This window comes from Billgrantia desiderata (genome assembly GCF_900108215.1).
GTDB lineage: Bacteria > Pseudomonadota > Gammaproteobacteria > Pseudomonadales > Halomonadaceae > Halomonas > Halomonas desiderata.
Genome location: NZ_FNVC01000002.1, coordinates 217,825 through 235,348 on the forward strand (window position 1 = coordinate 217,825; position 17,524 = coordinate 235,348).

Below are 17,524 nucleotides of genomic sequence, written 5' to 3' on the forward strand. Positions count from 1 at the left end.
GCTATGGCAGCCCCCATAGAGCTTCGGCGCCTGGGCCGATGTCCCTACCTCCCGGTATGGCAGGCCATGCGCGAACTCACCGACACCCGCGACGAGGCGACGGCGGACCAGCTCTGGCTGGTGGAGCACGATCCGGTCTTCACCCAGGGCCAGGCCGGCAAGCCCGAGCACCTGCTGATGCCGGGCGACATCCCGGTGGTACAGACGGATCGCGGCGGGCAGGTGACCTACCATGGGCCGGGCCAGGTGGTGCTCTATCCTCTCATCGACGTCAAGCGCTGTCGGCTTGGCGTGCGGGATCTCGTCTCGGCGCTGGAGAATGCCGTCATTGCCGTGCTGGCGGAACAGGGCATCGAGGCGCGGGCACGCCCCGATGCCCCCGGAGTCTATGTCGGCGAGGCCAAGATCGCCTCGCTGGGCTTGCGTATCCGGCGCGGCGCCAGCTATCACGGCGTTGCGCTCAATGTCGATGCCGACCTGAGTCCCTTCGCTCGCATCAATCCCTGCGGCTATGCCGGCATGGCCATGACGCGCCTGGCCGATCTGGTGAGGGAGCCGCTTTCGGTGGAGCAGGTGGGCATGAGTCTGGCGCGGAGCCTGGCGCGTGAGCTGGGGCGCGAGCTGCAGCCCCTGGAGGCACAGACGGCCATCTAAGGCCGCCTGCGGATTCGTTTTTCCACCCTCTTTTCCGTCGTCGACTGAGGCAGATGGCGCCGTCAGCCGACGTTGATCGCCTGAATGCGGTTGGGGTCGGGCTCCTGGCCCGGTACCTCGGCGGGGGCGGCCAGGCCCAGATTGTTCTTCTCGAACACCCGGTCGGCGCGGTAGCTGGAGCGTACCAGCGGGCCGGAGGCCACTTCCATGAAGCCTTTTTCCAGACCCAGGCGGCGATAGCGCTCGAACTCGTCCGGCGTGACCCAGCGCTCCACCGGCAGGTGGTTGCGCGTCGGGCGCAGGTACTGCCCCAGGGTGACGATGTCGACGTCGATGGCGCGCAGGTCGTCGAAGGTCTGGAGAATCTCTTCGTCGGTTTCGCCGAGCCCCAGCATCAGGCTGGTCTTGGTCAGCACGTCGGGGCGGTAGCGCTTGGCGTGGGCCAGCACGTCGAGGGTCTTGCGGTAGCCGGCGCGCGGGTCGCGCACGTAGTGGGTGAGGCGCTCCACGGTCTCGACGTTCTGGGCGAACACTTCCAGGCCGGAGTCGACCACCTGCTCGATGGCAGCCGGGTCGCCGTCGAAGTCGGGGGTGAGCGCCTCGACCACCACCGCCGGCGTGTTGGCCTTGATCGCCCGGATGCAGGCGGCGTAGTGAGAGGCGCCGCCATCGGCCAGGTCGTCACGGTCCACCGAGGTGAGCACCACGTAGCGCAGGCCCATCAGCTCCACCGATTTGGCGGTGTTGGCGGGTTCCTCGCTGTCCAGCCAGCCGCGTGGGTTGCCGGTATCCACGGCACAGAAGCGGCAGGCGCGGGTACACACCGACCCCATCAGCATGATGGTGGCCGTACCGTTGCTCCAGCACTCGCCCATGTTGGGGCAGTGAGACTCGGCGCACACGGTGCTCAGGCGATGCTCCTTGACGTTGCGCTTCACTGCCTCGAAACGCCCGCCGCCGGGCATCTGGGCGCGCAGCCACTTTGGCTTGCGTCCCGGTTCCGGTTGCTCGTCGGTCTGGCTGCGCTGCAGCTTGATACCGTCCTTGATGGCGGCGAAGCCGTGCTCGGTGCGGAACTTCGCGCCGCTAGGCACGCGTTTCGAGGTGTTGTCGCTCATAGGTGTGAGCCTCTCCACTAGGCGGCTGCCACGGCCATGCCAGAGTCGATCGGTACGCCATCATCGCGGGCGGACCTGGCCAAAGGCACGGCAATTGATACGTTGGTCGCAGGCCCGTAATCTACCATATTGCGCCTGACTGGCACAGCGGAGCAGGGCGACGCAGGCGTGACGCTCAACCTGATGTAAGCGGCAGGCAGACGACGCCATGGTCGGGGATCGGCCGGGGCGGCGCTTTGAAGTGTGCTTCGATTTCACCGAGACGCTCGCGCACGAAACGCAGAAACAGTTCGGTGACCGGTGTGGGGAAGCGATCTCGGGGATAGACCGTGCACCAGGAGCGGCGCAGGGGGAAACCCGGCAGCGGCAGCTCCGCCAGCAGCCCGGCGCCGATCTCGAGACGAACCGCCAGCCGCGGCAGCACGGTGACGCCCAGGTGAGCCATCACCCCCTGCTTGATCGCCTCGTTGGTGCCCAGCTCCATGGTATGCTGCAGGGTCACGTCCTGCTCGGCGGCGAGCTGCTCGAAGGCGGTGCGTACGCCGGAGCCCGACTCACGCATCAATAGATAATGACGGGCCAGATCTTCCAGGGTGGGCGAGGGCGCCTCGAGCAGCGGATGGCCGGGCCAGACGATGGGGATCAGCTCGTTCTCCAGAAACGGCATGAAGACCAGGTTGTCGTCCTCTTCGGGCACCATCGCCATGATCACCAGGTCGTCGCTGCGTGCGGCCAGCCTTTCCAGGGCCTGGCTGCGGTTGCATACCCGCAGGCGTACCTGAACGTTGGGATAATGAGCGCGAAAGCGGGCGATCAGGTGCGGTACCACGTACTGCGCCGTGGAGACGGCCGCCAGATTGAGCTCCCCGGAAATCGTGCCGTCCAGGTCGGACAGCGTCATCTGCAGCCGCGAGACCTGGCCGAAGATGGCCTGGGTCGAGGCGGCCAGGGCATCGGCCGCCGGGAGTACGTGCAGGGTCTTGCCGGTGTACTTGAACAGGGGTTGACCGAGGGCCTGCTCGAGCTGACGGATCTGTGCGCTGACCGCCGGCTGGGTCAGGCCCAGCTGTTCGGCGGCGCGTGAGTAGGATTGCTGTCGATGCACGGCCTGGAAGACCTGCAACTGGCGAAAGGTCAGGCGGTTCAGCAGCCTTGGGGTTGTCATCGATTGATCCGCTGGAAGGGCACAGGGAGCCCGGTGAAGGACCCTTGTCATGCTAACACTGCCGGTGAAGCGGGTCATGCCGACGGCCTCGTCACAGAGTCATAGAGTGGGAACCCATGCAAAGCCTTCGATTCGACCCATTGCGCTGGCAGCGCCTGCTGGTGGCCGGCAGCGGGCTTGGTGCCTTGCGTGCAGGCCAGGCCTGCAGCGAACTCGGGCTGGCCTGGCATGCCGGCGGCTGTCTGGCTGACGATGCGCTGATCGCACGCGCGCGTGAGCTGGGCTGCGACGCTCTGCACCCGGGCGAGGCGACGGCCACGCAGCAGCGCAGCCTGGCACGGGCCTGTGCCAGCGCGGGGTTGGCGTTCGTCGGGTCAAGCACGAGCCTGCTCGATACCATGTGCGACGGCGATGCCGCCCGGCATCTGATGCGGGATGCGGGCCTGCCGCTGGCCGAGCCGGTGCCCTCTGCGCCGTGCGTGCATCTGCCGGTGCTGGCCGACAATCGGGGCCAGGCGCTGGCCTTGGTCGAGCACGAGCGGATGGCCGACGACTTTGCCGTGGCGCCGAGCGAGCGGCTGACGCCGGAGCAGCGCGCCTATCTGGGACAGCTGGCCGTGCTGGGCGCCCGCGCCCTGGGCCTGGTTGGCCTGGCGACGCTGAGCTTCACCCTGGCCAACAACCGTCTGGGCTTCGTCGACATGCGCCCCGGCCTGACGGGCCATGAAGGTCTGGCCGAGGTGTTGAGCGGGCTCGACCTGGCCGTCGAACAGATTCGTCTGGTACGAGGTGAGCGGCTGCGGCGGCCCAGGGTCGGCCACATGGGGCACGGTCCGGGGCGGCCGGGGCATGCCAGCTTGCGCCAGCTTCCGCTGGGCAAGGGGCTTCTTTGCGGTGGGCCGGGGGTCAGGCTCGATCGGCCGGCAGCGGTCGCGGACGATGCCTGGGTGCGCCTGCTGGTGTGGGGGCGCGATGCGGCCGAGGCCAGGCGTCGCGAGCGCCGGGCGCTGGCCGAATGGCATGGCGAAGTCGTGTCCGGCAATGGCGACATGGGGTGAGGCAGCCACGCGGCGGTCACAAAAAATCGACAAAACGGCTGCGCCGACCCGGCGCAGGGAGTACTATGCTTGTTGCAGTGCAGCAAATTTTCTCCTCCTGACGCCCCTGACGAGCGCCGGGATAACTGGAGCCGAACATGAACTCACTGATGCCGACACCGCCCGCAGAGGCGTTCAGCTTGCTCGACCCATTCGGTTTTGGCCGTGCCGTTTTCGACTACTGGCGTGATGCCGTCGAGCGCAGTGTGCTGTACATGGACGTGATGCGCGAGCGTGGCAACCAGTATCTCGAACACATCGAGAAGACCAAACCCAACGTACTCGGCTTCGATGCCGAGGTGGTGATGGACGGCCGCACTCTGCCGCGACCGGTGAATTACGAGCTGATGCGGATCCTGCCGCCGGCCGGGATCGAGGTCGATCCCAAGTCCCGCCCCTTCGTGGTGGTGGACCCGCGTGCCGGACACGGGCCCGGCATCGGCGGCTTCAAGCCTGACAGCGAGATCGGTGTCGCCCTGCGTGCCGGTCATCCCTGCTATTTCATCGGCTTTCTGCCTTACCCGGAGCCCGGTCAGACCGTTGAGGACGTGGTCGAGGCGGAGATCGCCTTTCTGCGCTGCGTGATCGAACACCATCCCGACTCCTGCGAGAAGCCGATGGTGGTGGGCAACTGTCAGGCAGGCTGGCAGATCATGATGGCGGCCTCGCTCGAGCCGGACGTCTTCGGTCCCATCCTCATCGCCGGTGCGCCGCTCTCCTATTGGGCCGGCGAGCGGGGCAAGGCGCCGATGCGCTATACCGGCGGCATGACCGGCGGCAGCTGGATGACCACCCTGGCCAGCGACCTGGGAGATGGCCTGTTCGACGGCGCACTGCTGGTGCAGAACTTCGAACGCCTCAATCCGGCCAATACCTGGTGGGACAAGCAGTATCGCCTGTACGCCAACGTCGATACCGAGGCCGAGCGCTATCTCAATTTCGAGCGCTGGTGGGGCGGTCACGTGGTGCTGGGAGGCGAGGAGATCCAGTACATCGTCGACAACCTGTTCGTCGGCAACCGCCTCTCCACCGCCCAACTGGTGACCTCCGACGGCCGCCGCATCGACCTGCGCAACGTGCGCTCGCCGGTGGTGGTGTTCTGCTCCCAGGGCGACGACATCACGCCGCCGCCCCAGGCGCTGGGCTGGGTGCGCGACCTGTATGGCGGGGTCGACGACATCATCGCCAGCGGGCAGACCATCGTCTACTGCGTGCACGACAGCACCGGACATCTGGGCATCTTCGTGTCGGGCAGCGTGTCGCGCAAGGAGCACGCCGAGTTCACCGCCAACATCGACTATATCGACGTGCTGCCACCGGGGCTCTACGAGACCACGGTCACCAGCGCCAAGGAGCGCGACGATGCCGAACTGATCGAGCGCGACTACCTGCTCGAGTTCAAGGCGCGCTCCATCGAGGGGCTCAACCGGGACGTGCTGCATCATCGGGCCGATGACGACACGCGTTTTGCTACCGTGGCACGCGTCTCGGAAATCAACCTGGGGCTCTACCGCTTGTTCGTGCAGCCCTGGATCCGGGCGACCATCACACCCGAAGCGGCACGCCTGATGCGGCGTATGCACCCGATCCGTCTGGGCTACAAATTGCTTTCCGATCGCAACCCGCTGTCGGTGCCGCTGCCGGTGCTGGCCGACTGGGTGCGTCGTGACCGGCATCCGGTCGACGACAGCAACGTGCTGCGCTCACTGGAGAAGGCCTGCTCCGGCCAGATTTCCCGGGCACTCGATACGTGGCGCGAGATCCGCGATCAGAGTATCGAACACACTTTCTTGACCGTGTACGGCCAGCCGCTGCTGCAGGCGATGGTGGGCTTGGGCGGCGATGCCCACGTGCACCGCAGGCAGCCCGGCAGCGAGCCGGAGCATCGGCGCTTCATCGAGCGGCGCCAGGACGAGCTGCTCCAGCGCGTCGCGGAAGGCGGTATCCACGAGGCGGTGATGCGTTCGGTGATTCACGTGCTGGGCGGAGCGCCAACCACCGACGAGCGCAACTTCAAGCGCCTGCGGGCGTCGCGCGCCGAGCTGGAGCCGGGCAGCAGCCTGTCGGACTTCAAGCACCTGGTGCGTGAGCAGTTCTTCATCCTCAAGCTCGATCGTGAGGCGGCCCTGGCGGCGATACCGCAACTGCTGGAGCGAGAGCGACCCGCGGCGATTCGCAGCTCCCTCGAGCACATCGAGCATGTGCTGGCGGCCAGCGGCGAGCTTTCCGAGCATGTCCGCAAGCGCTACGAGCACATTCGCGAGCTCTTCGGCGAGGCGCTGGAGCGGGTCGAGCCGGCAGCAAGTCGTCAGGCTCTCGTCGCCCTGCACGACGAGGTGGCGGCGGAAGCCAAGGCCGAGGTCGCCGCCAGGGATGAAGTGAAGAAGATGCTGGAGGATGCCGAGACCAAGGTCGACCCGAACCAGGCGAAAGCGGCGCCGGTCAAGCCAGCCAGCCGCAGCAAGAAGGCCGCCGTGCCCAAGGCCACCGTGTCCAAGGCCACCGTGTCCAAGGAAAGTGGCGACGCCGGCGATGAGAAGCCCGTCGCCAAGAGGGCGCCGCGCAAGCCTCGCAAGCGCTGATGCGCAACGCTCGAGCGTGGTCTCCCGGCGCCTCTGCCGTTAGCGGCAGAGGCGCTGCTGTTTTACCTTCTCTTGATGTTCTCTTGATGCTGTGTCGAGATTGCTGCTTTACTGCCGCCATGCGGAAGCAACTGGCGCGAAACGGGTTGCTGGGGTAGGGTAGGCGGATTTTTCACCCCGCACGGAGCGTCCGCCGAGGACAGGCGGGCCGAAACCGTCAGGCGGGGAAAGGTCCCGCCTTGCAGAATGTGGAGCACTATGGGCAAGTCATTGGTCATCGTCGAGTCGCCGGCCAAGGCCAAGACGATCAATAAATATCTCGGCAGCGAATTCATCGTGAAGTCGAGCGTGGGCCATATCCGCGACCTGCCGACCAGCGGCTCGGGCAAGACGGCCACCGACCCCAAGGAGCGGGCGCGCCAGGCGGCGGCGACGCGCAAGATGTCGCCCGAGGAGAAAGCCGAGTACAAGAAGCACAAGGCCAAGGAACAGCTCATCCGGCGCATGGGGATCGATCCGGAGCATGGCTGGAAGGCCCACTACGAGATTCTGCCCGGCAAGGAAAAGGTGGTGGCCGAGCTGCAGAAGCTGGCTGAGAAGGCCGACGCCGTCTACCTCGCCACCGATCTTGACCGTGAAGGAGAGGCGATCGCCTGGCACCTCAAGGAGACCATCGGCGGTGACGACGAGCGCTATCGTCGCGTGGTGTTCAACGAGATCACCAAGAATGCCATCAAGGAGGCGTTCAAGGAGCCCGGCACGCTCAACCTGCCCCGCGTCGAAGCGCAGCAGGCACGTCGTTTCCTCGACCGCGTGGTGGGCTTCATGCTGTCGCCGCTGCTGTGGGCCAAGATTGCCCGCGGCCTTTCCGCCGGTCGCGTGCAGTCGGTGGCGGTGCGGCTGATCGTCGAGCGCGAGCGCGAGATCCGCGCCTTCGTACCCGAGGAGTTCTGGGACGTTCATGCCGACCTCGTCTCCAGCGAGGGTGAGCCGGTGCGCTTCGAGCTGGTGCGCCAGGACGGCAAGACGTTCCGGCCCACCACCGAGGCCGAGACCCTCGAGCGCATCGAGGCGCTGCGCAAGGCGTCGCTTGCCATCACCGCTCGCGAAGACAAGCCGACGCGATCCAAACCCGGTGCTCCCTTCATCACTTCGACCCTGCAGCAGGCCGCCAGCGGCCGCCTCGGTTTCTCGGTGAAGAAGACCATGACCCTGGCCCAGCGCCTCTACGAGGCGGGCTACATCACCTACATGCGGACCGACTCCACCAACCTTTCGCAGGATGCGGTGGCCATGGCCCGTGAGCATATCGAGCAGGAGTACGGTAAGCGCTACCTGCCGGAGTCGCCCAACCGCTACTCGAGCAAGGAGGGGGCGCAGGAGGCTCACGAGGCGATTCGCCCCTCCGACGTCAATCGCAAGGCCGGCGATCTGGCCGGTATGGAGCGCGACGCCGAGCGGCTCTATGAACTGATCTGGCGTCAGTTCGTGGCCTGTCAGATGACCCCGGCCGAGTACCTCTCCAGTACGCTGACGGTCGAGGCGGATGGCTACGAGCTCAAGGCCAAGGGCCGGGTGCTCAAGTTCGACGGCTACACCCGGGTGATGAAGCCGGCGGGCAAGAACGAGGATCAGGCCCTGCCGGACCTGGCCGAGGGTACGCCCATGCGGCTCGAGGCACTCGACCCGCAGCAGCACTTCACCAAGCCGCCGGCCCGCTATACCGAGGCCAGCCTGGTCAAGGAGCTGGAGAAGCGCGGCATCGGGCGTCCCTCGACCTATGCCTCGATCATCTCGACGATCCAGGATCGCGGCTACGTCAAGCTGGAGAGCCGGCGCTTCTATGCCGAGAAGTTGGGCGACATCGTCACCGAGCGCTTGAAGGAGTCCTTCCCCGACCTGATGGATTACTCCTTCACCGCGCGCATGGAGGACAGCCTCGACGAGGTGGCCGAGGGCGAGCGCAACTGGCGCGAACTGCTCGATGCCTTCTATGCCGAGTTCCGCGAGGAGCTCGAGGCCGCCGAGAGCGAGGCGGGCATGCGGCCCAACCAGCCGGTGCCCACCGATATCGATTGCCCCACTTGCGGGCGCAAGATGCAGATCCGCACGGCCTCCACCGGGGTGTTCCTGGGTTGCTCCGGCTACAACCTGCCGCCCAAGGAGCGCTGCAAGACCACCATCGACTTGCTGCCCGGCGACGAGGCGGTGCCCGCCGATGCCGATGAAGAAGCCGAGACCCAGGCGCTGCGTGCCAAGCATCGCTGCCCCAAGTGCGGCACGGCGATGGACAGCTACCTGATCGACGAGAAGCGCAAGCTGCATATCTGCGGCAACAGCCCCGACTGCGACGGCCATGAGATCGAGCACGGCAAGTTCCGCATCAAGGGCTATGAAGGGCCCACCATCGAGTGCGACAAGTGCGGCAGCGAGATGCAGCTCAAGTCCGGGCGTTTCGGCAAGTACTTCGGCTGCACCAACGAGGCGTGCAAGAACACCCGCAAGCTGCTGCGCAGCGGCGAGGTGGCGCCGCCCAAGATGGACCCCATTCCCATGCCGGAGCTGGCCTGCGAGAAGGTCGACGACCACTACGTGCTGCGCGACGGCGCCAGCGGTCTGTTCCTGGCGGCGAGCAAATTCCCGCGCAATCGCGAAACGCGCCCGCCCTTGGTGCGTGAACTCAAGGCGCATGCCAAGGAGCTGCCCGAGAAATACCGCTACCTGCTCGACGCGCCTGCCGAGGACCCGGACGGTCGCCCGGCGCAGATCCGCTACTCGCGCAAGAGCAAGGAGCAGTTCGTCATGACCGAGGAGGACGGCAAGGCGACCGGCTGGCGGGCGCTCTTCGACAATGGCAAATGGCAGGTGGAGGACAAGCGCAAGTGACCCCGCGTAGCCGTACCAATCAGCTGCTGTATCAGGCCGAGCTGCTGCTCAACATCGATCCCGGTAACGACGAGCACGCCGAGGCCAGGCGCATGGCGAGCGAAGAGGCCGCGCTGGCTCTGGCCGAGCTGGCGTTGGAGTCGCTGCTGCGCGAGGTCACCGAGCACGCCCGCCTGCCGCGACACGACTGGCACGAGCTGCTCGGTGGCGAGGGGCTGGGTATTGCCGAGCTGCACCGGCTGCGCGAGTTGGCTGCCCGCCCCGACAGCTGGCTGGCCTGGCTGCTGCAGCGCATCGAGGCGCTGCACGACAGTGCCGGTGTCGCCCGGCGGGGCAGGCCGAGCGCTGCGGGCATGATCGCGGTGGGCGGCAGTGCGGCCTTGGGCGATGAGCTCCGGGCATGCCTTGAGGAAGCCAAGCGCGAGATCCAGTCGCTGCGCGAGACCAGCCAGGAGTGGTAGCCGCCGTTGCCCGGCGGCCCCATGCTCATATCGCTTTCCGTTGATGTACGTCAAGCGTTGTCACCAGGCTTTGGCTAGGATGAAGTAAAAGCGCCGGTCAGCGAAGCCGGTGTCCAGCCTGGAGGAGAGGGGTATGCGCTTTCATCAAGTCAAGGAACTGGTCGATTGGGCGGCGGATTACCATGCCCGTCTGGCCGATCAATACGCTCGCCTGGCCGCCGCAGGGGAGGAGGAGCGGGTCAGGATGGCGCTCGAGTACCTGGCCCAGCGTGAGCGTAAGCTGCAAGGCGATCTGCTGGGCTACCTCGATGACGGCAGCGATCACCGCAGCGTGCTGGAAGCCTGGTTCGACGATCCCAACGACTTTCCTCATGCACCGGTACTTGAACGTTTGCCGGAAGGCGTCGATGGTAAGAGAGTGCAGGACGTGTTGGCCACGGCGCTGACTGCGCACCGGACGCTTCAGGATCTCTACGCCCACCGTGCCGAGCTGGCGGGGGGCAGTGACGAGAGAAGCTTCTTCGAGGCTCTGGCCTCGGGGCATGAAGCCGAGGTGCGGCGCATCGTCCGCGACATGCAACGACTGGAAGATTACTGAGGAGGTCACCCATGTCGGAACAGCTACTCTCTCCCAAGGTGCTGGGCTACTGGACGCGCGAGCAGTTGCACGACACGCCGGATGAGTCGGGCTTCTTCTGTGTCTTCCGCGCCGCCCGCGACCCGGAAACCAAAGAGATGGACGTGCAAGAGCTGCTCTATGTGGGCGAGCATCGCAGCGCCCGCTATGGTCTGGAGCACCATCCCGATCACGACAAATGGCAGGCTTTCCTGCAGCCGGGTGAGGAACTCTGGTATGCCGTGGGGCTGGTGGGGCACCCCAATCGCGAACGGCTGACGGCGGCGATGATCAATGCGCACAAGCCCAGGTTCAACAATGGCAGCCAGTATCGCGACCGTTTCCCCTTCGACGAGACCACGGTGCACATCTACGGCAAGAAGCACAAGCTGCAGAGCATCTTCACCGTGGAATCCCACGCCTAGAGCGCTGTCACCGAGGCGGATGACCTCGCAGTAGCCAAGTGAGCCCCGGCAGCCGAGCTGTCGGGGCTCACTGCGTGACGAGGCCTTTTCCGTGTGGCGAACCTTGCCTGCGCTAGACTTCCTGCAGCGGTCGTGCTTCGGCACGATATGGCGCATGGACCAATCAGGGAGGAAACGCCGTGTCCGAGGAGAGCTACCGGCAGCTGCTGCCTGCCTTGCTGGCGTTGCTCGAGGCGGAGCCGTTGCCGAGCGGCAATACGCTGGAGGCGCATGCGCTGCTCGACGATGCCCAGCGGGCCAGAGCCAGCGACATCCACCTGGACCCCGAGCGGCGGGGATACCGCATTCGTCTGCGCATCGATGGGCGCATCGTCGAGGCGCTGCACGTGGAGCCGACGCAGGGCGCGCGTCTGGTCAACCAGTTCAAGGTGCTGGCCAAGCTCAACCCGGTACCCTCGCTGGCCACGGCGGAGGGCAGTTTCAGTTGGTTCCACACGGAGAGTCCGGAGGAGGAACGCTCGCTTCGCGTCACCGCCGTGCACTGTGTGGCGGGAGAGAAGCTGGCCGTACGTTTTCTGGCACCGCCGCAGGCGTATGAAGATACCGCTGAATTGGGCATCGGTGAGGAAGGGGCGTTGGGCATCAGGCGCTGGATGGATGCCACGGGCAGCATGCTGCTGGTGGCCGGGCCGACCGGTGCAGGCAAGACCACCACGCTCTATACGCTACTCGGCCAGCTGCGTCTCTCCGACAGCCATGTGGTCACGCTGGAAAACCCCGTCGAGTACGGTATCGAGGGCATCAATCAGATCCAGGTCGATCCGGACCATGGCCTCGATTTTGCCAGTGGCACCCGCTCCTTGCTGCGCCTCGACCCCGATTACGTGCTGATCGGTGAGATTCGCGATCGCGAGTCGGCCTTCGCGGCGCTGAATGTGACCAGCAGCGGGCGCTCGCTGATGGGAACCCTGCACAGTCGCGATGCGGTGGGCGTGGTGACCTCGATGCGTCAGATGGGGCTCGGCGACAGCGAGATCAGCGCCAATCTCGGCCTGGTCATCGCGCAGCGCTTGGTGCGGCGCCTGTGCCCGCACTGCCGGAAGCAGACGCCGCCCGAGCATCGCGAGCGGGAGTGGTTGGCGGCGATAGGCCTGGCAGTGCCGGAGTCGGCCTGGAGCGCATCGGGCTGCTCTCGCTGCGATGGTCTGGGCTATCGCGGGCGTATCGGGGTGTTCGAGATCTGGCAGCTGACACCTGAGGATCATGCCCGGATCCTGCGCCACGCCGATGAGGCCGAGCTGCGCCGGCACTTGCTTGAGCGCGGCGTGACGCTGATGCTGGCCGATGGCCTGGCCAAGGCCGAGTCGGGTATCACCAGCCTGCGAGAGGTGTTCCGCATGGGCGCCATCCTGACGGCCTGACGCTCGGGCGCTGAGCTTGCCAGCGCAGCGCGAACGCCTCAGCGCAGCGCCTGGGGGTCGCCTTCGCCGGCGAGCGCCAGGCGCTCCGGCTCATCGAGCAGGGCCTCGAGTTCGAGCTGTGCCACTTCGCTGACGGCCTCCAGCACATGGCCCCAGGTAGCGCGATTGGCATACAGCATGCCGAAGGTATCCAGCGTGCCGCCCCGGTTGCGATAGCCAAGAAAGCGCGAACCGCTGCCGGTGTCGAGCGGGCGCAGTACTCCGCACAGCGGCTCGGGGCGGCAATGCGCCAGGAAGACCCTGGCGTGGGTAGGCGGCACCAGCTGGCTGAGCCGGCACTGACCGAGGGTGGCGGTCGCCTCTCGTTCGTCCCTGGCCTCGCGCAGCTTGCCGGGCTCCTGAATCACGTACAGGCTGGCGTCGACACCCGCCCGGGTCAGTCTTGTCAGGGCACGCTGCATCTCGATCAACTGGTAGGCGCCTATCGCGAACAGCTGGACGCGGGGAGCCGCCGTATCGTGCAGGCAGAGTATGCCGTCCTCGTAGAGGCGCCTGGCCTGCTCTTCATCGAGCACTACCGGCACGGGGTTCTTCGCTACCACTGCCAGGGCGATGCGTCCGCGTGAACGGTAAAGCTCACGCAGCGTATAGGCCGCGCTTGGTGCGTCGACCGGGAACAGCGTCGGCGCCACGTCGTCCATTTCACCCAGCCAGGCCTCGCACAGCGTCGGGTCCTGGTGCGACTGCTCGTTCTTGCCGTTCTCCCAGGTATGAGAGCTGGCCAGCAGTGGCACCGTCAGCCAGCCCGGCTCGCGCCCGGCTTCGCGCTGATGACGGGCGAAGATGACCTCCTGGCGCATGGCGCCCAGCATCTTGACGGCAAAGGCCTCGTACGATGCCACCAGGTTCAGGCCCTGCTTGTTGGCCAGTGCCGCACACACCACCGCTTCTTCGTTGAGGGCGGTGATCACCGAGCCGTCGAGCGCTTCGGCGACGCCCGGCTCGGGATCGGTCACCCGGTGCTTGAGCAGGTCCAGGGTCTGGTCGAGCCGGTTGCTGCGCATCTCGTCGGGATTTCCTACCCGCACCCGCAGCTCGGGGTTGGCCAGCACGAGGCGCTTGAAGGTCTCATCGATTGCCGCCATGGGGGAGGCGAGCTGGCCTGGTGCGAAGATCGGTAGCGGTGGGGTGGTGGGTAGCGGCGTGACGGCGACGGCCAGCTCGTGATCGCGCTCCTTGGGGCGTTGGCTGGAGGCGTGGTCGTTGAGGGCGTCGATCGCCTGACGCAGATCGGTTAGCGGTACGTGGAGCGCGGCCGCGCCGCTGTTGAAGCGCTCGCGTGCCGATGCATCCTCGGCCGGGCTGGCGAGGAGCGGGAGATTGTGCGCCGCATTGGTGCCGGCGCCGGGAAAGCCGTAGCCCTTCACCGTTTCGGCGATGACGTAGGGCAGGCGTAGCGGGTAGCGGCCGTGTCCCGCTTTCAGCGCAGCCACCTGCTCGGCCAGCTCCGTTTCGGCGGCGATGATCGCCCAGGCGAAGGCGGCAGGGTCGCGGCCATCGATGGTCAGCGGTGCGAAGCCGTTGAGTATCAGATGCTCCTCGAACCAGTGGGTGCCCCCCGACTGGCTCATGGTCGTACGCTGATCGATGCGCCGGCCATTGGCGATCATCACCGGCACGATAGGGCCGCTGTCCTCGGCGCGCCACCAGCGCGGTACCCAGTCGCTTCCGCGCTGCTCTTCGAAGGCGCCATCGCTGAGAAATGCCACAAGATGCTGGTGCGCAAGAGGCATGTGCGCATACTGCAGGCCCGCAAAGCCCAGATAGCCCCCTTCGCTCAAGCCGCCCGCCGTATGGGCGTTGACGTGGCTGCCGAGAGGCGAAACCGGATGGCCGTCGGCATCGACCCCGCAATGGTAGAAATCGTTGACCAGCTTCGTCAGACCCTCGTCACTGAGCGAATAGCGGGCCGCGTGGGCAGGTGCCATGTTGTCCATCAGCACGTTGAGCGCATCGATGGCGGCCACGCAGTGGCCTTGTCCCATCAGCCAGCTGCGGGTCATCCGGGTCAGGCTGTTGGCGGTGAGATAGCCGACGTAGGCAGGCACCATGTTGAGGGCGCCCCCGGTGTGCCCCTCCGGCCGGGGTTTGAAATCCCCTGCGACGAGCGGCTCGCCATCCAGCCGTACGCGTCGTGCATAGGTCATGTGGGCGACCAGCCACATGCCCATGTTGGCCAGCCGGTCGGCGGCACGCAGCTTGGCCAGCCAGGCGCCTCTGAGTTCGGGGGTATGGGCATGGCGTTGCAGCAGGCTGGCGATGGCCGCCTGGGTGGCGGGGCCATGCGAGATCATGCCCACCCCTTGGGCCCAAGCGGCGAAATCGGGGTCCTGCGCAGCGCTCGGGAGCTGGGTGTGGCGGGGCGGACGGGAACTGCCGGGCTGGTTGGGCATGCGGACACCTCGTGCGAGTCAGGGCCTGGGGCGAAGGGTTTGACTGTGAGCCTAGAACCAAGCTTGTACGAAGACCATTGATCGGCGTCATGAATGCAATGTTCGGTTACGTTAAGTGGACTGACAGTCGAAGCGGGATACGTTATAAAACGCTAACGAACCGACCTGCCGTGAGGAGTCGATGAGATCCGTTTCCCGCCGTCGCTTTGGCCAGCTGGCCTTGCTGGCCCCCTTTGCCCTGCTAACGGGGCATGCAGCCCATGCAAGCCTGATCGAGACCATCCTGTCGCGCGCTCACGCGCCTCGCCATGACGGCGAGGTGTGGGTGCTGGTCGACGATCGGGAATCCTCGTTGAGCGTCTATCGGGGCAACGCACTGCTCGAGCGCTTCGCTCCCGTCTCGCTGGGGCGCTCCGGCGCCAGCACGATGCGCACCTACGGCGGCAACGTCACGCCGAAGGGAGAATTTCGCGTCAATCGCTTTAATTGGGAAAGCCAGTGGCATATCTTCATCGGCATCGATTATCCTACGCCGTCCCATGCGCGTACGGCGCTGGAATCAGGGCTTTACACGGAGCAGGATTACGCAGATTATTTCGCCTACTATCGGCGCCACGGCTATCCGCCCCAGCAGACCGTGCTGGGGGGCTTCATCGGAATCCATGGCCTCGGTAGGGCAGACCCGGAGGTCCATGCCAGTTATCACTGGACTCAGGGATGCGTGGCGGTAACCGACGCGCAGATCGAGAGGCTCTCCGAGCTAATCGACATTGGCACTCGCGTCGTCATCCGCTAGGCTCAAGATACGCAAGGGACGTTTCGAGCTATGGACAAGCGCCGTAGGGTATTATAAAACAGCGTTTGACTCCTGTGCTTGGCAGCAGTCGCTGCAAGAATCCTGCATTGAGCAGGGGAGCCTGGATCACAGGCATCATCAACGCCGCTGTACTAACCTGTGCAGTACCAAGGAAGACTCAAGGAGAACATCATGACTCTGAAGACCACCCTGAAGCTGACCGCCGCTGCCGCTTCTATGGCCATCCTGGCTGGTTGTGCTACCAACGCTGCTCTGGACGAAGTTCGCCAGACTGCTGAAGCCGCTCAGGCGGACGCTGCAGAAGCTCGCAGCATCGCTACTCAGGCGCAGAACACTGCCAACCAGGCGCAGCGTGACGCCCAGGCGGCTCTGCAGATGTCCGAGCAGAACCGCGAAGAAATGAACCGTATGTTCCAGCGCTCCATGCAGAAGTAATTCTGCTGGGGCCTCATCACCCTCACGGGTGATGGCGGTTCTGCAACGAGAGAACCCCGCCTCGGCGGGGTTTTCTCGTTCATGCGCATGCGCTTCGTGAAGCGGGGATCTCAGGGAGCGGATGCTTGCCGGCGGCGTGGTGCGCATGCCGCCGGCGTGAGGCAGCGACCTAGCGGCGGTAGGCCTCCAGCTCCGTGAACAGGCCGGAAAGCTGGCCGAGCTCGATCTCGGAGAAGAGTCCTTCGTCGAGGCTGTCCTGCTGCGGGGCGGCAGGCGCCGGCTCCTCTTCGGCGACTCTCAGCAGCGAGACCAGACGACCATCGGGATTTTCCACCACGCGACGCAACTGGGCGTAGTCGACCGGCGGGCGCTCTTCGCCGAAGGCGTTGGCCAGCACTTCCATGGCGTTGATGATCGGCTCGAAGGTACCCTGGTTCTCTTCGAGCTGCGGGAAGGACTGCGCGTAGAGCACGCCATCTGCCGACCAGGCCACCTTGAACGGCTGATCGATGATGTTGACCTGCGTGCCGCTGGGAACGCGCTCGTAGAGCGACTCGATGTCTTCCGGGAACATGCGGATACAGCCGCGGCTGGCACGCATGCCGACCCCGTCAGGCATGTTGGTGCCGTGGATCAGATAGCTCGGCAGGCCCAGCAGGATGGCGTGGCGGCCCAGGGGGTTGTCAGGACCGGGCGGTACCACCGCGGGCGGCGGCTCGCCGCGTGCCGCGGCTTCCTCGCGCATGGAGCGGGGCGGCGACCAGTGCGGGTCCTTGACCTTGACCGTGGTGCGGGTCACGCCGACCGGAGTGGCAAAGCCGTCGCGGCCGATGCTGATCGGGTAGGTTTCGACGATGCCCGGGCGCGAATAGTAATACAGACGCAGTTCGGAGAGGTTGACCACGATGCCTTCACGCGGGGCATCCGGCAGGATGTGCTGGGCCGGGATCACCACTTCGATGCCGGGCTGGGGGGCCCAGATGCTGACGTCGGGATTCGCCATGCGCATCTCTTCGTAGCCGGCGTTGTGGCGGCGGCCGATGTCGAGCAGGGTTTCACCCTCTTCGACGACGACGGTATAGGCTTCGCCGATCACGTTGCCCGCTTCGGGCAGGTGAAAATGGCCGCGGGGTAACTCTCGGGTGCCGTTCGAACTCTCGTCGGCAACCGTTGCCGTTGCCAACAGGGCGGCAAGACTGAACAGGGCAACGCCAAGGCCGATACGCCTGGCCAGTGTCGGGTTCTTCATTTACGTCATGTTCTCGTCATAAAGTCGCCAACGCGTGGCATGTCTCCAGACATACCACGGCATTCGGCAACGGTCACGCGCCTTTCGGTTCTTGGCGCCGGGTTCGTGTCAAGGCTGCGATTGGACACCTACGCATAGTATAGCG

General features: G+C 65.7%; 14 protein-coding genes. 10 read left to right on the top strand and 4 right to left on the bottom strand.

What is annotated here, in order from left to right:
• Positions 1 to 3: 3 nt before the first annotated feature.
• Positions 4 to 654 (top strand): lipoyl(octanoyl) transferase LipB, encoded by a 651-nt coding sequence (lipB, locus tag C4S71_RS03385; RefSeq protein WP_103968203.1) that lies wholly within the window; start codon positions 4 to 6, stop codon positions 652 to 654.
• 62 nt (positions 655 to 716) lie between these two features.
• Here lipB and lipA read toward each other — a convergent pair whose 3' ends face one another.
• Both lipA and C4S71_RS03395 read right to left on the bottom strand, forming a co-directional pair.
• The gene (gene lipA, locus C4S71_RS03390; protein WP_086508703.1) at positions 717 to 1,772 is read right to left on the bottom strand and encodes a lipoyl synthase; all 1,056 of its coding nucleotides are present in this window, start codon (positions 1,770 to 1,772) and stop codon (positions 717 to 719) included.
• 175 nt (positions 1,773 to 1,947) lie between these two features.
• On the bottom strand, positions 1,948 to 2,937 hold the full coding sequence (locus C4S71_RS03395; RefSeq protein WP_086508704.1) for a LysR family transcriptional regulator: 990 nt from the start codon (positions 2,935 to 2,937) through the stop codon (positions 1,948 to 1,950).
• Between the two features lie 116 nt (positions 2,938 to 3,053).
• On the opposite strand from C4S71_RS03395, the gene C4S71_RS03400 reads away from it, so the two are divergent.
• The 7 genes from C4S71_RS03400 to C4S71_RS03430 all read left to right on the top strand — a co-directional run bounded on the left by C4S71_RS03400 (position 3,054) and on the right by C4S71_RS03430 (position 12,425).
• The gene (locus C4S71_RS03400) at positions 3,054 to 3,995 is read left to right on the top strand and encodes an ATP-binding protein (RefSeq protein ID WP_103968204.1); all 942 of its coding nucleotides are present in this window, start codon (positions 3,054 to 3,056) and stop codon (positions 3,993 to 3,995) included.
• Between the two features lie 137 nt (positions 3,996 to 4,132).
• Complete coding sequence (locus C4S71_RS03405; RefSeq protein ID WP_103968205.1) at positions 4,133 to 6,616, top strand: DUF3141 domain-containing protein; 2,484 nt, start codon at positions 4,133 to 4,135, stop codon at positions 6,614 to 6,616.
• A 258-nt stretch (positions 6,617 to 6,874) separates the two neighbouring features.
• The gene (gene topA, locus C4S71_RS03410; RefSeq protein ID WP_103968206.1) at positions 6,875 to 9,502 is read left to right on the top strand and encodes a type I DNA topoisomerase; all 2,628 of its coding nucleotides are present in this window, start codon (positions 6,875 to 6,877) and stop codon (positions 9,500 to 9,502) included.
• Positions 9,499 to 9,963: a DUF6586 family protein gene (locus C4S71_RS03415; RefSeq protein ID WP_103968207.1), complete on the top strand. Its 465-nt coding sequence runs from the start codon at positions 9,499 to 9,501 to the stop codon at positions 9,961 to 9,963. The genes topA and C4S71_RS03415 overlap by 4 nt, the downstream gene beginning before the upstream one ends.
• A gap of 133 nt (positions 9,964 to 10,096) precedes the next feature.
• Positions 10,097 to 10,561 carry a hypothetical protein gene (locus tag C4S71_RS03420; RefSeq protein WP_086508709.1) on the top strand — a complete coding sequence of 155 codons (465 nt, stop codon included), beginning with the start codon at positions 10,097 to 10,099 and terminating at the stop codon, positions 10,559 to 10,561.
• Between the two features lie 11 nt (positions 10,562 to 10,572).
• Positions 10,573 to 11,004, top strand: coding sequence for a hypothetical protein (locus C4S71_RS03425; protein ID WP_103968208.1), 432 nt, complete (start codon positions 10,573 to 10,575; stop codon positions 11,002 to 11,004).
• A gap of 179 nt (positions 11,005 to 11,183) precedes the next feature.
• Positions 11,184 to 12,425 carry a GspE/PulE family protein gene (locus C4S71_RS03430; RefSeq protein WP_103968209.1) on the top strand — a complete coding sequence of 414 codons (1,242 nt, stop codon included), beginning with the start codon at positions 11,184 to 11,186 and terminating at the stop codon, positions 12,423 to 12,425.
• A gap of 38 nt (positions 12,426 to 12,463) precedes the next feature.
• Here C4S71_RS03430 and C4S71_RS03435 read toward each other — a convergent pair whose 3' ends face one another.
• The gene (locus C4S71_RS03435; RefSeq protein ID WP_103968210.1) at positions 12,464 to 14,878 is read right to left on the bottom strand and encodes a phosphoketolase family protein; all 2,415 of its coding nucleotides are present in this window, start codon (positions 14,876 to 14,878) and stop codon (positions 12,464 to 12,466) included.
• A gap of 181 nt (positions 14,879 to 15,059) precedes the next feature.
• Between C4S71_RS03435 and C4S71_RS03440 the strand changes: the two genes are divergently transcribed.
• Both C4S71_RS03440 and C4S71_RS03445 read left to right on the top strand, forming a co-directional pair.
• Positions 15,060 to 15,674, top strand: coding sequence for a L,D-transpeptidase family protein (locus tag C4S71_RS03440; protein ID WP_103968211.1), 615 nt, complete (start codon positions 15,060 to 15,062; stop codon positions 15,672 to 15,674).
• Between the two features lie 192 nt (positions 15,675 to 15,866).
• The gene (locus tag C4S71_RS03445; protein ID WP_010629080.1) at positions 15,867 to 16,130 is read left to right on the top strand and encodes an Lpp/OprI family alanine-zipper lipoprotein; all 264 of its coding nucleotides are present in this window, start codon (positions 15,867 to 15,869) and stop codon (positions 16,128 to 16,130) included.
• A gap of 169 nt (positions 16,131 to 16,299) precedes the next feature.
• Here the strand turns inward: C4S71_RS03445 and C4S71_RS03450 are convergent, their stop codons facing one another.
• Positions 16,300 to 17,379, bottom strand: coding sequence for a L,D-transpeptidase family protein (locus C4S71_RS03450; RefSeq protein ID WP_103968212.1), 1,080 nt, complete (start codon positions 17,377 to 17,379; stop codon positions 16,300 to 16,302).
• Positions 17,380 to 17,524 lie beyond the last annotated feature (145 nt).

Excerpts from the sequence above, each read along its gene's own strand:
- lipB (WP_103968203.1), top strand. The coding sequence starts at position 4 with ATGGCAGCCCCCATAGAGCTTCGGCGCCTGGGCCGATGTCCCTACCTC.
- lipA (WP_086508703.1), bottom strand. The coding sequence starts at position 1,772 with ATGAGCGACAACACCTCGAAACGCGTGCCTAGCGGCGCGAAGTTCCGC.
- C4S71_RS03395 (WP_086508704.1), bottom strand. The coding sequence starts at position 2,937 with ATGACAACCCCAAGGCTGCTGAACCGCCTGACCTTTCGCCAGTTGCAG.
- C4S71_RS03400 (WP_103968204.1), top strand. The coding sequence starts at position 3,054 with ATGCAAAGCCTTCGATTCGACCCATTGCGCTGGCAGCGCCTGCTGGTG.
- C4S71_RS03405 (WP_103968205.1), top strand. The coding sequence starts at position 4,133 with ATGAACTCACTGATGCCGACACCGCCCGCAGAGGCGTTCAGCTTGCTC.
- topA (WP_103968206.1), top strand. The coding sequence starts at position 6,875 with ATGGGCAAGTCATTGGTCATCGTCGAGTCGCCGGCCAAGGCCAAGACG.
- C4S71_RS03420 (WP_086508709.1), top strand. The coding sequence starts at position 10,097 with ATGCGCTTTCATCAAGTCAAGGAACTGGTCGATTGGGCGGCGGATTAC.
- C4S71_RS03425 (WP_103968208.1), top strand. The coding sequence starts at position 10,573 with ATGTCGGAACAGCTACTCTCTCCCAAGGTGCTGGGCTACTGGACGCGC.
- C4S71_RS03435 (WP_103968210.1), bottom strand. The coding sequence starts at position 14,878 with ATGCCCAACCAGCCCGGCAGTTCCCGTCCGCCCCGCCACACCCAGCTC.
- C4S71_RS03440 (WP_103968211.1), top strand. The coding sequence starts at position 15,060 with ATGAGATCCGTTTCCCGCCGTCGCTTTGGCCAGCTGGCCTTGCTGGCC.
- C4S71_RS03445 (WP_010629080.1), top strand. The coding sequence starts at position 15,867 with ATGACTCTGAAGACCACCCTGAAGCTGACCGCCGCTGCCGCTTCTATG.
- C4S71_RS03450 (WP_103968212.1), bottom strand. The coding sequence starts at position 17,379 with ATGAAGAACCCGACACTGGCCAGGCGTATCGGCCTTGGCGTTGCCCTG.